Source organism: Bacteroides sp. MSK.18.37 (assembly GCF_019129155.2).
In the GTDB taxonomy this organism is placed as follows: domain Bacteria; phylum Bacteroidota; class Bacteroidia; order Bacteroidales; family Bacteroidaceae; genus Bacteroides; species Bacteroides ovatus.
This window is the reverse complement of sequence record NZ_JAHOIB020000001.1, coordinates 3,362,273-3,378,534: the sequence shown is the minus strand read 5'-3', so window position 1 is coordinate 3,378,534 and position 16,262 is coordinate 3,362,273. Positions and strand designations below refer to the sequence as shown.

The window sequence follows — 16,262 nt, the reverse complement described above, 5'->3', positions numbered from 1 at the left end:
TTGTTTATAAGTTAACAGATACACCCAATGAGAACGTTCTACTCAAAGGGTATTTCTTTCCATCAGAAACTCCTAATTCTGGATCCCAAAGTTTAAAATCAGAGAAAGTCAACAAATTAGTTCCGACAAAGAAAACACGTACTCTATTTAAGTGAATCTTATTCACCAAAGCTGTCGGAAGAGAATAACCGATATCTAAGGTTTTTAAACGTAGATAAGATCCATCTCTCAGCCAATAATCAGATTTCTGATAATTATTAGGATTCTGACCATAGGTTAAACGAGGAAATTCAGCATTAGGATCTTCATTTACTCCTAAGATCCAACGATTACCATTAGCCATCTCCTTCAATACATTTCCCCATCCATCACCACCACTAAACATCTGCACGGTAGTTCCATCAATAAAGAAAGTAGATTTACCTGATCCCTGAAAATGAACATTCACATCTAATCCTTTCCATTTAGCTGACATACCAAATCCATAAATCAAATTTGGTTTAGTCGTTGCTCCAATAGCGACTTTATCATTACCATCAATTATACCATCACCATTAATATCTTTATATTTAATATCTCCTGGCATGATTTCGTATATCTCACCTTCTGTATACCCATTCTGGGTTTTTGTATATTTGAATTCTTGTTTCGGACTATTTCTAATTTCTTCATAGTCCTTGAATAATCCCAAGGCAATAAACCCAGTTGCTTGATTCACACGATGCCCTTGATCAAGTTTATACTCATAAATAGTATTTTCTTCATCTCGTTCTATAATTTTATTCTTGCTATAAGTCATATTACCTCGCAAAGTGAAATCTACTTTTCCTATCTTTTGCTTCCAAGCAAAGTGTCCATCAAATCCTTTCGCCTCTACAATACCCACATTTGCCTTAGGATTACTTTCCAATCCGACTTCATAAGGAACAGATTTGCGTTCCATATAAATTCCCTCGCGTCGTTCATAGAAATAATCAATAGCACCTGACAATCGATCACTCAAAAAAGAAAAATCAATACCTAAATCTTGTTTCGTTGAAACTTCCCATGAAACATTGGGAGAAGCAATACTAGAATAATACTTTCCAGTCCAACTTTTGTCTCCCACAGATATATCAGCAAAGTTAAAAGTCCCTCCATCACCAATACTATACAAATAAGGGAAACGGACATTTTTACCTAGATTGTCATTACCTGTCTTTCCATAAGAGTAACGGATTTTAAGCATATTAACCCATTTTCCCGCCAGTTTCTTCATGAAAGGTTCTTCTGCCAAATTCCATGCACCAGAAATAGCCGGAAAAAAGCCAAAGCGATAGTCTTTGTGGAAATTTTCAGACCCAGTATATCCAAAATTAAAATCTACGAAATAACGATAATTCCAGTTGTAATTTACCCGACCAGCTAATCCCTGATTACGTTGAGCCATACCGGTCTTCAAGTCAGTTCCTAAATTTTGTGTAAAGACCTTGGACGATTGAGTGTACTTTAAAACACCCCCTACATGATGTTCCTTAAATCCACGATTATAATGCAATTCCCACTCAAAGAATTCTCTTCTATCACCCTCCGAGTTAGATGTCTGCGTCATAGGAACAGCTTCCCTTACCCGAGTAAAATTAAGCGTTCCATCTGGTTGACGATAACGATCGGCTCTATAAACTTCTGGACACTTATAGCGTTTAACCCAATTTGAATTATAAGTATCATATCCAAATCTGCCAATAAATCGTAATCCTTTTGTTATAAAATCCAACTTTTGTTCTAATGTTACATTGGTCTGAATATTATTCTTCCAACTCTCATTAAAACCTGTTTGAGTGGCTTGTACCCAAGGATTCATATTATCATCCTTATCAGACCAAGCAGGAAATTTTCCATCCGAATAAACTACAGGCATCATAATAGGGTTATATCCCATAAGCACCGACCAAAGATTATCCGTTCCACTTCCTGGATCATTCTGTTTACGTAATGAACCGGATAATCCCACTTTCAACAAAGTAGTCTTTGTAATATCAATATCCAGATTCATACGATATGTCCATTTTCTATAATTTGTATTGGTATTATAATCCTTTAGCGCTTTATCTACCTTATACATACCTTGTTGATTTTGATAACTACCAGACACAAAATAACGAGCTGTTCGACCACCACCACGCATATTCAGAGTAGCACGCGAACTCCAAGCACCATCACGCATCATCACATCCATCCAGTCTACATTAGGAAATCGATCTGGATCAAGCCCTGAACGGAATAATTCTAGTTCCGTTGGAGAATAAAGTGCCTCTTGATTTCGTGTCAATCTAGCCTCATTAGCCATAGAAGCATATGTATATCCATCTACAAACTCCGGTGCCTGAGTAAAAGTGCTATAAAATCCTTCTACTTTCGCATCAATATTAATCTTACTCTCTTTTCCTCGTTTTGTATTAATTAAAACGACACCATTTGCACCCTTACTTCCATAAATAGCAGTAGCAGAAGCATCTTTCAGTACAGTAAAAGATTCTATATCTTCTACATTTACTTCATCAATATCACGTTCAAATCCATCAACTAATACTAATGCAGCAGTATTAGCACCAAAGGTAGAAATACTACGAATCCAGAACTCTGACACACTACCCGGGCGACCAGAAGTCTGCATTGCCATTACTCCCGGAACCACACCAGCCAACCCATCTGCCACTGATGTAGAAGGAACAGATTTCAAAGCATCCACATCCACGTTAGTAATAGCACCTGTAACAGCTATTTTCTTCTGTGCACCTGTACCCGTAATCACAACTTCATCAATGACAGTAGCAGAAGCTTCTTTCATGACTACATTTATTACACGTTGTTCTTTCACCAATATATTCACTGTTTCATATCCGATGTATGAAAATACCAGTTTATTATAAGTAGAAGTCTTAATTTTATATCTACCATTTAGATCAGTAATCACACCTAATCCGGGCATATTCTCTATAGCAATATTCACACCAATCAGGGGTTCCTTATTCTGGTCAGTTACAATACCTGTTACTGTTACACTTTCTTGTGTCCATGCACTTATTGAGAAAAGTAACAACAATATACATATAAATATATTTTTTCTCATCATAAAATATGTGTTTATCATTTATTATTCTTCCTGGGCTATTTTACGAATGACAGCCTGTTTTGTTCCATCATGCTTTTCTCCTCTTTCACCCACATAAAAACATTTTCTTTTTTCATCATAAGCAATAGCCCATGGATGAAAGAAACGCGCCTCTGTACGTAATGCCCCATCCGCATATCCTCCTTCTGTACTTCCATTTCCACGTCCAGCAAATGTTGTTACCCTACCTGTAGGAGTTAATATTCGTATACAATGGTTATATTCATCGGTGAAATAGAAGTCATATTCATCCTCTGCACCTGTATAATCTTCATTTTTTACAAAAACGCCTTGTCCAGGCCCATTCACACGAGCATTTCCTCCTACTCCATCTACATATCCAGCTTTACTAGCATGACCGGCAATTATATAGGGCTCGGAAAATTTATCCAATACTTCATTATAATCCATTCGTGCAATATAGCTATTTTGCTGAGAAGAATACAAACGTAATAAATACGCATATTTCCCCGTAGGATGTACCACCATTCGTAAAGTTTCTTTAGTTCTCATATGACTGGCAAAAGTTGTAAATTCTTTTGTTGCAAAATCATATCGCCACATCGGTTGAGTTTCATATAATGTATAATAAAGAGTTCCAGTCTTGGGGTGTACAAAAGCACCGGTCACTCCTTTTTGTTTATGTTGACTGTCCTCTAACAAAGTTTTCGTTTTAAAACCTGAAGCACGAGAAAGAACGATATTTACAGCTCCATTATTAGATAAATCTCTAGACACAATCATATCTTGATTTTCATCCACTGTCCAATTTATAATAGTGGGTCGTTCTGTTTTATTCCCTAAATCAGGAAGCATGGTTACTGTCTTTTGCTCCAAATCAATCAAACGACACGAACCTACACCAGAGGCAGTCATATATAAATGATCAAAATTAGATTTTGGATCAAAGGAAAACCAAGTTGCCCCTTTAATACACCCACAGTCGTCAAAAGAGCCATCTTGTTCATATGCATCATTTTCATTTTGAAACCGTTGACCAGCCAATCTTGATACTAGCCATTGCTTTACATATGTAAACTTCTCTTCGGCTTCCGCATAGGCTATTTCTTCTCCCTCACCATCATAAACACTGATTTCTACATCTCCATCCACAGCCATTCGTGGAACGACACAATACAGTATTTGATTCTTAACATTAATGATATTAGCCTCTTTACCCCCAATAATAACCTTTAACTTGGTTGGATCATTACCGAAGTTATCACCATATAAAATCAAGTTATTACCAACACCTCCTTCTTTAGGCTCAAAATCAGTAATCACAATCGGCTTACTCGGATCAAAAGCCGCTTCTTCCGACTCATCGTCCTTACAACCTAGTACACAAAGGACTATCAACGGCATCATGATAGTAAACAATCTGATGTACCGGTCCTTCCAAAAACTTTTCTTTTTCATACATTAAATTTTAGTTCGCTATTTTTTTAATCTCAAAACTATATCCAACTAACATTTCAACCCTAATTATTAAATACGGGAAGAAAATCTGAAGTTGAAGGCACACAATTTTTTATATAGGGCCAACCATCTTCTGTCCACAATACCCGATCTAACATACCCAAACGTCCTCCAACCTCACCATTTTCTTTCACATAGCTATGGTATATCATCCAATCAGTACCGGCATCGTCTTGTACAATAATGGAGTTATGACCAGGACCAAAGAATTTCTGGCCATCTCCTTCCAATACCAACTCCCAAGCATTGTTAATCATATCTTTACCACTCTTATCAAGGTATGGTCCAAGTAAATCCTGTGAGCGGCCCACTACTACTTTATATCTACTTCTCTCGCCATCACAACAATTGTTTATAGATGCAAACAGATAATAATAGCCGTTCTTCTTATAAATATTGGTACCCTCAAAGGCTTTACCACAGACTTGCTTTTTAAGAGTTGGGGTACCATTCTCATTACGTTTCACAGAAAGTCCATCATCAGTAAGTTCAGTTACATAAATACCATTAAAACTACCGACAAACATATATTTTTTATTATCCTCCTCATAATAGAACTGATCAATACAATTGGACCCAAAATCTTCTTTCGTCAGCAACTCTTTACTATTCACAAAATCACCTAAAGGACTATCTGAAGTAGCAACTGCAGTGTAGCTAGCATCTCCATCTCCCCATTTTGCCCATGAAAAATAAAGTACATATTTACCATTAATATGACGGATTTCCGGAGCCCAAAATGCACCTCCACCAGGAATTTGCGGCTTTGTCGCATTTCGAAAAGCAGTTCTCTTAAATTCCCAATTCACTAAATCCTTAGAAAAATAAATAGGAACCCAATATTTATCTGTTTGAGTAGCATATAAATAGAAACCATCCTCTGTGCGAATAACAGTAGGATCGGCTGCACTTGAGAAGGTAATTACCGGGTTCGTGTAAGTTATACCTATTTTGAAGTAACAAATTTCATCACGAAGAGCAACACTTTCATGAGAACACTCCCCTAGCCGTACAGGCAACAAATATTTTACGGTCTCCATTCCTTCACGCTTAACTATAAACTCTCCAGCAGCCTCATTCTCCCCAGCTTTGAAAAATATCCCCGTTCCTAAATCATAGTTAGCCGCTGGAAGAAGCTGATAAGAAGTTTTATAGTTCTTATTATATTCAGCAACCAGTTCTTTCGCATTAGAGGGTACTTCCAATTTACACGAAAAGTTCCAAGGATTATTTTTTATTTCTCCATCTACCTTATAATTAAAAGTAGTATTAACAGAAATGGGCATCAACACTTTACTAATGCTAACCTCTTCTGAAGTAGTAGCCAAACTAACTATTGGATAATCAAACGAAATATGTAGTAGAAAATCACTCTGACTTTTACGAACCTTTACGGTAGTTGAGGTTAGTCTCAATGCTATCACATATTCAGCCCCATTTTTCTTGAATTCAGCAAATATTTTAGCTGGGTCAAATTTAACTTCTATTTCCTTTGAAGTAACTCCTTGTTCAAAAGCAAGCTGTGAGGTACTTATCGAATACAACGACGATGGCAATAATTTATAAGCAGTTTCTTCCTCCTTATTATATGCCTTCAAATCCTCCTCCTTCCACTCATCCAGTTCTGCTATAAAAGCTGTACTCGCACTGCCCCCCTTCAACTCCACAGAGAAAGGGTACACAACTTGTGTCACATCACTACTGGAAACCTTAATTACATTTAGTCCATTAGGCTGTACTTGTAAATACTGATTCGAATTTACATCCCCATCTTCACCAGAAACATCCTTAGTATCATCAGAACCACATGACAAAAAAAGCAGAAGTCCCGCACTAAGAAACATTAGCCCAATTTTTCGAATATTTTTTTTAATTGATTTGTAATTCATTACATATAGATTTAAGTAATACCCTGTGTTTTATCAAAAAACGTTATCCCTTGAACTATCTTTTTAACTGCATCTAAAACTAAATTCCGTATTATATAATAATGATCATTATCTCTCTATAAAGGTACTAGCACCCCTATCATCTGATACAAAAGTAGAAAATTGGAACTATTTAAGATATTAAATATAGGTCAATAAATGAAAAATTAGTCCCAAACTAATCTAAAGTATTCAAAGATTATACAGAGGAGTTTTTATTAGCAACCATCTGAACAATATCTTTCTTTTATTGGATAATTTCTTCTTCAACAATCCACTACTACTCAAACATTATTTGAAAACTAGAATATTTATGGTGTTGCTATATTTTAAACTAATAGCAACACCATTTCATCTAATTGCTTTCTTTATAACCGGACAAACTAAATCAGCATATCTCATCATACCTAAGTCTGTAAAATGAATGCCATCTACAGTAGCTTCTCCATCCTCTCCCAGCATATTCTTTGATGAAATAAGAATGATATTTTTCTCATTTCTTTTCTTTAAATGATTGAATATCTCTTTCAACGTATCATTCTTTCGTCGCACTTCTTTAGCAACTCTTTCATCATAAAATGTATGAGGAAAAATAGGATCCTCTATAAAAATAATTGGTGTATCCGGATGTTTACCACGAATGATACGATAGAATGTTTCCATCCGTTCTTTCATCTTTGCAACAGAAGCATTAGGCACAAAGTCCAAAACGAAAACACTAGCTTCTACTTCAGCTATTACTTTAGCTACTTCCAAATCTAGAAATGCATTTCCACTGAATCCTAAATTGATACATTCACGGTTTAATCTTCTTGATATGATATTGGTATGTGCCATCCCCGGACGTGAAGCACAACCTCCTTGAAGAATACTGGTTCCATAAAAAACAACAGGATTCTTACGAATTGGATACTCCACTAACGGCTGACTAATAGTAGCCAAAGAATCAACTCCGATAGACAAAGAAATAAGACCATCATACAATGGCAAATAAAGCATGTATTCTCTTTCTTCAGGATGCATATTTTTTATAATGGTGACCTGATTTGTTTTTCCTTTCGGACGGGCACTATTGACAAAACGCCAGTCACCATTCTTCTGAAGACAGTAAAGATCTAAACCTTTTGCACCAGTATCAGTCATATGATTCATGTGGGTATTAAAAAGAGCCACCCATTTAGCTGCTATCGTAGTGGAATTACTACGGAAACGTATTGCCATTCCTGCAGAATTACGGCTCAAATTCCATAATGGAGCACGAGAAATATTCTTTAATGAATCCGGGAACCTTTCATATCGTGCCCCAGCACTCTCTGTCGCCCTTCCTAATAGTGGAAAATTCGAAGCATCGTGGTATACTAATTGAGCATGTATATGAAACACTAAAAAAAGTACAATAAAAATACAAAATTCTCTTTTCATATTCAAGTATTATAATTTCAGACCCTTCAAAAATAAATATATGTTATGTTAAAAGCAACAATACACTATGAATAAAAAAACTCCTAGATCTGTATCCGATCTTTTATTGTTTTATTTATTCAATAATGCATAAGCACACCATATTATCGGTGCCTGTCCATGATAATCACCGGCGATGCGGGGACGATCCATATAATATTGTTTACTGTTTTTCTTTCCGGTTCCAACACAAACCTCAGTAAGATCATTCTTGTCATTAATATAATTACATAAGCCAAGCCATGCACGGCGTGCCACTGGAGCATATTCCTCTTTATTCAACCAGCCGTTATTGACCCCCACAATCATGGCATAAGCAAACATTGCCGAACCAGATGTCTCTGTCCAAAAGTCCGGTTCGGTAATCAGCTGATTCCAAAGACCGTCCTTGTTCACATATTTTTTCAAGTTATCCATCATCAACAAGTAACCTTTCATAATACGTGCACGATTAGGATCCTTTTCCGGTAAGTTATAAAGCAACTCCGTCATACCGACAGCCATCCAACCGTCACCACGTCCCCAATAATAAGGCACATCCGGTGCATGATAGAAAAGACCGTTGGGATGTTGCAATTCGTCCAAATACAGAACCATTTCTTTGGCAGCCCTATTTATGTACTTAGGATCACCAGTAGCTTTATAAGCCTCAGATTGCACAATAGTAATCATATACATATCATCAATCCAAAGACGAGTTTGCCAAGAATATCCCTTTTTATCCCATTTACGCTCCTCTTCATTCGCATTGGCAGGAAGCTCCCATTGAGTGTCAGCATAGGGCAGTCCCAGATCTAAATAACGCTTATCTTTCGTTATATTATAAAATCTTAGAGGTAAGCAACCAAACATATTTTGGTCTACGTGAATCGGTGGAGGTAGAAGTTCTTTTTCCAGATGAAACAATAATTCGAAACGGTTTCTTAACAGCTTTATCAATTCTTTATTATTTGTCAATTCTGCAAAACGAAGAGCTCCATACCATGTACACACCTCTGCATAATGTATTCCTCTATCAAAATACAGTTGATGTTTAGTTTCCATTAAACGTCTGCTCAATTTATTTCCAACCGTCTTTGGATCTGCCTTCACAGGAAAATCTCCAAAATAATTTTGAGCAGAAATCACATTTGAGCTCAAAAAAACAGTCATCAATAAGGCATAAATCAAATAATTCCTTTTCATAATCGTAGTGTTCTATATAATTAATTATTCAATATTAAATTCTCCGAATCATAACCCAGTCACCGGTATCCAACGTGCCGTACTTGTAGATGCAACATCACAAATGGCATCTAAAGAATTTCGCTTTGTAATAGAAAAATTGACAAGTACTTGCCCGGAAGTGATAGTCAATTTTGAACGTGGAATAGCAATTTCAGCAATATATCCATAATCATCTATAAGCCTCTCATTTGTTTCATTGCAAACATAAGTTTTGACCTGGGCATCTAATTGAGCTTCTTTCCATGATGCATCATATATTTCACAATTCTTCAGTCCATTCATTGTTACTTGTATGCAGCAAGCCCCTTTTGACAGCTTATTATTACTCACAGGAGATACGTATAAGGAAGCGTAATCAGAGGCTAACAAGTTTCGATCAAGTACTTCTAACAGGAAATAAATATTATCATCATCATACGAACAACGTAACGTTCCTTGTGCTTGTGACTTACTGCCCACAAAGAGTGCATGATCTGTATTTGCCCACTCTTTATTGTTACCATCTATTGTTACCTTTCTTTTCACGGCATCAATACGATGATTAAGTACAAACTGTGCCATCTGAACCGGTCCTTCTTTCGCTTTAATATTAGTTCCAACCAAAGTATGTGAATCAATAATACAAAATGATCCCCAATAACCACCAGAAAAAGGTTGATAAGCGCTACCGAAATTACGAGCAGTAGCATCTCCTATTTTAAGAGTATATTTACTTGACGATTCATACGAAAGGACGGTTTCTCCCGAAGGGAGCTGTCCCAAATATGGTCCCATACCGGAGAAAACACAATTATTACTATCGACAGGTCCTTCCTGGTCGGCAGCCAAATATTCCCATTTGTCTTTATCTGAATAACAAAGCGAAATATGATATCCTGAATTATTGGTTTCCACAGCAGCAGCTAATCCCTTATTATCATTGAGTCTCACAACAGAAGGCATCTGATGATTATAGCCGACAATTCCGTTTTTCTCCCACCTCATTCGCAATACATAATAAGGAGAAGAACTAAAGTCCGGTTTCCATGTCTTTCCTCCATCAGTAGAAACAACCATTGCCGTACCTGTATCTGTGCCATGTCCTTCCAAGCCAGTACGACTGCTATCTGTAAAGTAACAGTGTAATTCACCTGTAGGCAACTCCAACAAGAAAGGTTCCCAATTAACTCCCTGATAGATCTTGATAGGTTCACTCCAAGTAACACCATTATCCGTACTGCGCTTTAATTCAATTCCTGCATCTTCCGGCAAATCCCGATAACCGGAATTAGCTCTGCAAGATGCAACTGCCAATATATCTCCATTAGAGAGCACCAGCCCATCGCAATTAGCATAGCAATGTATATTCTTATTGCCTTTGCTATCGATAATGTCATAACTGTTAAATATTTCTCCTTTATTGCTCCAAGTTTTCAGATCCTTACTAAGCGCATAAACACAACGCCGACCAATATTATTATTAGCACTACCATTGTGATAGAACAAAATATAGTCACCATTCTTCATCTTTTTTATACGAGGATAGCGAGGATACGAAGATTCCATAGTCACAAGCATCCGATAGTTCATCATCAATGAAGAGCGTTTCGTAACATCTGCGTGGGAATTTATAATAGGTGTCCCCTGATTCAATTCCCCAATAGGTGTGATGCTACAAACCACAGGCTCCTGGGATTCGTCCTCCTTTGGTTTCTCCGTATTCCCGTTACCAGCTAGTAAATTCTCATCATTTTCACCACTGCCCCCGCACGCTATAAATGAGATAGCTATGGAGAAAAATAACATAAAAAAAGTGTTTTTCATAGCTCTAGTATATTTTATTCAACTTGCTATTTTCCCTGTCTCGTCGGTTGCGGACCTAAATATGAGCGCTTCATTCCTCCGAAATCCAAGACAATCTTTTGCAATACAGTTCCGGCATCGCCACATATAATTTTCACTGTGTGTTTACCCGGTTTGTCGATATGCAAAGTGGTTTTGTTGATTCTACAGTTCTTCAACACACTTTCGTACCAGATTTGTGCATACTCAAAAGAAGAAGTAGAAGGATTCATCACAGGACCTTCGTCAATACATACTCCATATTTCGTTTCCACATTCGTTGCTTCATGTCCGGCATACCCACGGTCCTTACTTAATGTAAATGTAGGCAATACGTATGTGTAGACATCAACCGAACCTTGTTCGAATGTATAGAAATCATATTCCAGGCGAGGGGTACTGCGACCTGCTGTCCGCTGCGGGGCGGCTGTCGGGTCACCTAGTTGAATAGCTGTATTTTCTATTCCCAAGTTAGGAATCGTTCTCATTTGAATAGCTTTGTTCTCTACCTTCCGGTGAAAACCGGCAGCGTCAATAGAAACATATCCATTGTGCTCTACAAATAAAGTGTCCATTTCGGCTAATGAAGGAGAAGAAGGGTTGAAGACTGAAATATAAACATTCTCCTTCTCGCCACGATCAGATGCGATTTCCAACGTTCCGAATACTTTCTCACCAGTCGGGACCTTAGCCCAGTCGATTGAGACTTCTATACGATTTTCCGTGGTAGTTTCTCCGGCTTTCTGACTTAACAGAATCCAGTTATCTGAAACCGATGCTTTCCATTTCAGAGGAGTCGCTCCTTTATTGAAAACGTCTACGTAATAGGATTGGCGGAAGTATGTGTTGAAACATGGCAGGGAATGGAAACTCTTCTGCCCTTTCAAAATATCCTCTCCTTCGGCCAATATGCCCAAAGAGGCTGCAGATGCCAGATTTACCTTCCGCAGAGCCGGGAGTTCAAAGTAGGCTGCGGCAAATCCCTGTTTCATGGTCATTACATGATCCCATTTACCTCCAAGTAATGAGTTATATCCTTTTGTTATTACTTCCAGACTATCATAACAAGCCTTAGTCATTTTTTCCAGTTCTGCGGTAGTTGCCCTCTGTTGAATAGAGTACCAACGGTTTCTCTGTCCGTTGAGAATCATACGGTTCAATAGTTCACATCCTTTCACCGGATAGTATAATGATTGATAATAGCATGCTTTCTTATCTTCTGGCAAAGCTTTCAGGATTTTCTCTACCATATTCCCTATCCGTTGATATTCAGCCAAACGAGTATCCACTTCACGATAATTGGCAAGCGAAAAATCAGTATCTGTATTCCGTTCTCTTCCGTGTTTGTCGGTAGCCCACTGATAACCCCATCCCATAAACTCCGGCTTACGCGCAAAGGCCAATTTATAGAAAGAATTTATCACATCCTGATATTCAACCCGATAGTCATCTCCCAACATGCCACACAACCATTCGGTACGATAGTTTGCCGCTCTTTCAAAACTGAATGAATCAATATCGAAAGCCATCGTCAGGAAATAATCAACAGCAAATTCACATGATTTGATGTCTCCGGCATTGAGCAGCCAGATACGATCAGCTGTCATGTCATAAGCTTTACGGAGTTCTTCATACATTAATGTGGGTGAAGTTGTGTTCATCCAAAGATGATCGTGAGGTTTACCCAGATAAGAAGAATGATAATATACTCCCGAACGTCCGGAACGTTTCTGTTCTTTCGGACTGCTCAAACGTTTCATATATCCATAATTATCATCCGGCCAGATAATAGTCACATCATCCGGAAGTTCCAATCCCTGATCGTATACATCCAGCACTTCCTTATAAGGAGTAAAGGCTTGAGGAATGTCTTCCGCACGCTTACCGATGGCATCTACCAGCATTTGCCTTTGTGCCATCAAAGCTTCCTGAAGCATTTCCTTTCTATCATTCATATTATTGCTTGCATTCATTGCCCGGTCGTGCAATCCACGCAAAGCCAAAGTATATACATTTTCAAACGGAGCACATTCATCTACACGTGATTTCAACACTTTGTTGACTCCATCCTTATTATTGATATAGTCCCATTCACCCATTTTATCACGCTTCCACTCACTTGCCGTGTTAAACAATAACGGTTCACAATGAGAGGATCCCATGACAATAGCAAAGCTATCCGCTACCAGGCGATTTTCAGGAATACGGTGGAATGCCATGGATGCGTCATGCATAGCCGGACAAAGATAATTAGCCTGAAGACGCAACAGCAGTTCACACACCTTTGCATACGTTCTCGGTCCGAAGTTTCCACGTTCTTTTTCAAAATTGCGTTTTGACCAACGATAGAGTCCCCAGTCCTCATCATTGATAAATATCCCTCTGAACTTGACAGACGGTGTTTTAGAAATGAACTTATCAACTTTTACACTAACTTGTTTTTGCTGTTTGATTGGAGCATCCGCCCACCAGTACCAAGGAGATACTCCTATTGCTTTTGATATGGAAAGAAGTCCGTAAGCAGTACCACGCCTGTCACTTCCAGCTACGACAATTGCTTTCTTTATGCCCGGAATAGGATTATTGACCACTTCTATCATATAACGCTCCCAACTTCCGGCAATGGCAGCTGTATCTATTTTGTGTCTCGATACCAAAGCGTCAATCCACTCGCTTTTTCCTATAGTACCGGCAATAATCGCATACCGCGCAGATACTTTCCCGGGCTTGCTTTCATCTATTCTCAACTCTTGTCCCGTCACACGACGAACATCATCCACAAAAAGAGAAGCGCTTTTACGTACTACAGTTGCATCTTTTCCATCAAAACAGATAACTGCATTCGTTGATGAAGAAACAATAGGAAAACTATTCTTTCCGGTTCCTTTGTCGAGTAAAACTTGTGCTTTTGCCGAAATCAGGCTACAACAAAATAAGCCCAGCAATAAAATTTTATTTTTCATATATACATTAGATTGACTATTGATAACGCAAAGTAAGGCAAAAAGCAATAAAACGAATAAAAGAAACCGACCTATAAATAGCAGAATATGTTCAAAAAACAACCACCGCAACTCGAGATTCGAAGTTACGGTGGCTAATTTATTATCTATTATTGAAAGCTTTCCTCATCTATCAGAATCTGTCTTCATCAGCCACAGCCTCTTCCCAAGTTTCCCATATCTGCACATTCGGATCATAACCATCATAACCGTAGTTCTGATACAAAGGAGCCTTTCCGTTAGAAACGATTGCTTTTTCAGGAATAGGCCAATAAATGTTATGTTTACCCATGATATAATTGATATCTGTTTTAGTAGCATTTACGTTAATAGTAACGCCTTTGTTGTACATACCTTTCTTTATGCAACGTTGATACCAATAGCTACCACCTTCAGAATCGGTGCCAGATTGCTTATCGAATGTTTCCACTTTATATGTATTCCCGAACTCGTCCGCTCTGCCGCTGATAGCCAAACAGAGTGACACACGGGTTAACTCTACATTACGCCATTCTTCAAAGAAAAGTTCACGCGCACGTTCATCCATGATATCACCGATAGTAACCTTACCTACATAAAATTCAGTACAATGAGCACGTTCTCTGATGATGTTTATATCATCCTTGATTGTTGGATCATCCGGATTGATATAGAATTTTACTTCTGCACGCAGCAGGTAGGCTTCCGCCAAACGATACAAATACCAATCAGCAATACTGCCATCCGTAGCTCCTTCCAGACCATTATTGGTTTCCTTAGCTTGATTGATGACATCATTCAGGCAGAAAATGTAATGAGGGACGTCATACCAACGACGAATAGTGTCAGAACACATCAAATCTCCCTTACGGGTAACAAGTTCATTTTTCTCATTGTAATAATCATCTTCTGCGTAAAGCTTAATATTTTGCCCAAAAAATTCAGAATCCGGATTATTACATTTCAGTTTCTCCATGTGCATCCAGTTTCCCGTCTCTGCACTATGCCGCAAATCGGTTTGATCCATTTTATCATTAACAGCCCACAAATCGTCTTGATAGAAAGTGGTAGTACGGAATGTAGATATACCACGTCCCAGTCCACGCATATAATCATATTCTTTACGATATTTACCATCTTTACGAGTATAGTTGAATAGAGCTTGCTTTCCATCAGGCATTTTGATTCTATTATCAAAGAAGAAAGGATACATAATACGCATAGTCAACATCGGGATGAATGATTCTTTAGCTGCTCCCCGGTTAGGCATACCCATAATCACTTCTTTGTTGGCAGCAATCAACTTGTTCTCCGGACGATGTAAATCCCAGATAACATTGCGGGTAATGGGCCATGATACAGATTCGCCGCCTTCAAAAAAGGTTCCGAAAGATTCTTTCATCAAAGAATAGCCTGATTTATCAATTAAGATATCCAACTGTTCCTTTGCCTTCCCGAATTCGCCAATAGACATATAGAGTTTAGAAAGCAACATACGGCAAGCGCCTTTATTTACCATACCAACATAATCCATATCTTTCTGTTCAGGAACCCATTGTACAGCAAATTCCATATCTGCTACCATTTTTTTCAGAATAGCGTCACGGTGAGTAGATCGATAGTTCTGCTTAGGAACTTCCGGAAGTTTTGTCAACAAAGGTACATGTCCAAATTGAAAAACTAATGAATAATAGCGATAAGCCCGATGGAAATAGGCACGGCCAATGTATTCGTTTTTCAATGTTTCGTCCATTGGTACATTACCAATAAACGAAAGTATTGTATTAGCATTTCTAACACCTTCAAAATTTTGTCTCCAGAAGAAGTATATACTGTTTGTGCGTCCTAGATTTTTTTCGTTAGTTTGGTCGCTGTTCGGCCTCAACAGATTGTCAACATTATCCAACAACCCGCTTTTATCAGTCGCAGACGGTACCATCAAATCTGAAAAAGTATATTCTGTGGGCAGTGCTATCATCTCTCTGGAATCTTCACTCACATAATTACGTTTAAGCTGACGGTCACAAATAGCCAATACAGATTTTATACCATTTTCCGTAGAAAATACAGTTTCCGGTTCAAACATTGTTTGAGGATCCGGATCCAAAAAACTTTCTGAACATCCGGTCAACATTAATGAAGTGCCTACAAATAAAGCTACACTTTTACAAATATATTTTTGAATATAATTTTTCATATACGTTTCTGTTT

8 protein-coding genes are annotated in these 16,262 nt (G+C 38.0%); all 8 read right to left on the bottom strand.

Annotated elements, in window-relative coordinates:
* Positions 1-4: 4 nt before the first annotated feature.
* Positions 5-3,115, bottom strand: coding sequence for a SusC/RagA family TonB-linked outer membrane protein (locus KSX81_RS13445; protein ID WP_004302547.1), 3,111 nt, complete (start codon positions 3,113-3,115; stop codon positions 5-7).
* Between the two features lie 21 nt (positions 3,116-3,136).
* Positions 3,137-4,573: an IPT/TIG domain-containing protein gene (locus KSX81_RS13440; RefSeq protein ID WP_004302548.1), complete on the bottom strand. Its 1,437-nt coding sequence runs from the start codon at positions 4,571-4,573 to the stop codon at positions 3,137-3,139.
* 62 nt (positions 4,574-4,635) lie between these two features.
* Complete coding sequence (locus KSX81_RS13435) at positions 4,636-6,522, bottom strand: family 43 glycosylhydrolase (protein ID WP_032848368.1); 1,887 nt, start codon at positions 6,520-6,522, stop codon at positions 4,636-4,638.
* A 390-nt stretch (positions 6,523-6,912) separates the two neighbouring features.
* Complete coding sequence (locus tag KSX81_RS13430) at positions 6,913-7,983, bottom strand: SGNH/GDSL hydrolase family protein (RefSeq protein WP_004296574.1); 1,071 nt, start codon at positions 7,981-7,983, stop codon at positions 6,913-6,915.
* A 111-nt stretch (positions 7,984-8,094) separates the two neighbouring features.
* Positions 8,095-9,207: a glycoside hydrolase family 105 protein gene (locus KSX81_RS13425; protein WP_004296575.1), complete on the bottom strand. Its 1,113-nt coding sequence runs from the start codon at positions 9,205-9,207 to the stop codon at positions 8,095-8,097.
* Positions 9,208-9,255: 48 nt separating this feature from the next.
* Complete coding sequence (locus KSX81_RS13420; RefSeq protein ID WP_004296576.1) at positions 9,256-11,052, bottom strand: exo-alpha-sialidase; 1,797 nt, start codon at positions 11,050-11,052, stop codon at positions 9,256-9,258.
* A 26-nt stretch (positions 11,053-11,078) separates the two neighbouring features.
* A complete protein-coding gene (locus KSX81_RS13415) occupies positions 11,079-14,033 on the bottom strand; it encodes a glycosyl hydrolase 115 family protein (protein ID WP_004296577.1) in 2,955 nt (984 codons plus the stop codon).
* Positions 14,034-14,205: 172 nt separating this feature from the next.
* Entirely contained in the window at positions 14,206-16,248 is a 2,043-nt protein-coding gene (locus tag KSX81_RS13410) for a RagB/SusD family nutrient uptake outer membrane protein (protein WP_004296578.1), read from the bottom strand.
* Positions 16,249-16,262: the final 14 nt, after the last annotated feature.

What these genes read in the sequence shown, in the direction of transcription:
- KSX81_RS13415 (WP_004296577.1), bottom strand. Translation starts at nt 14,033, where the DNA reads ATGAAAAATAAAATTTTATTGCTGGGCTTATTTTGTTGTAGCCTGATT.
- KSX81_RS13440 (WP_004302548.1), bottom strand. Translation starts at nt 4,573, where the DNA reads ATGAAAAAGAAAAGTTTTTGGAAGGACCGGTACATCAGATTGTTTACT.
- KSX81_RS13420 (WP_004296576.1), bottom strand. Translation starts at nt 11,052, where the DNA reads ATGAAAAACACTTTTTTTATGTTATTTTTCTCCATAGCTATCTCATTT.
- KSX81_RS13430 (WP_004296574.1), bottom strand. Translation starts at nt 7,983, where the DNA reads ATGAAAAGAGAATTTTGTATTTTTATTGTACTTTTTTTAGTGTTTCAT.
- KSX81_RS13445 (WP_004302547.1), bottom strand. Translation starts at nt 3,115, where the DNA reads ATGATGAGAAAAAATATATTTATATGTATATTGTTGTTACTTTTCTCA.
- KSX81_RS13410 (WP_004296578.1), bottom strand. Translation starts at nt 16,248, where the DNA reads ATGAAAAATTATATTCAAAAATATATTTGTAAAAGTGTAGCTTTATTT.
- KSX81_RS13425 (WP_004296575.1), bottom strand. Translation starts at nt 9,207, where the DNA reads ATGAAAAGGAATTATTTGATTTATGCCTTATTGATGACTGTTTTTTTG.
- KSX81_RS13435 (WP_032848368.1), bottom strand. Translation starts at nt 6,522, where the DNA reads ATGAATTACAAATCAATTAAAAAAAATATTCGAAAAATTGGGCTAATG.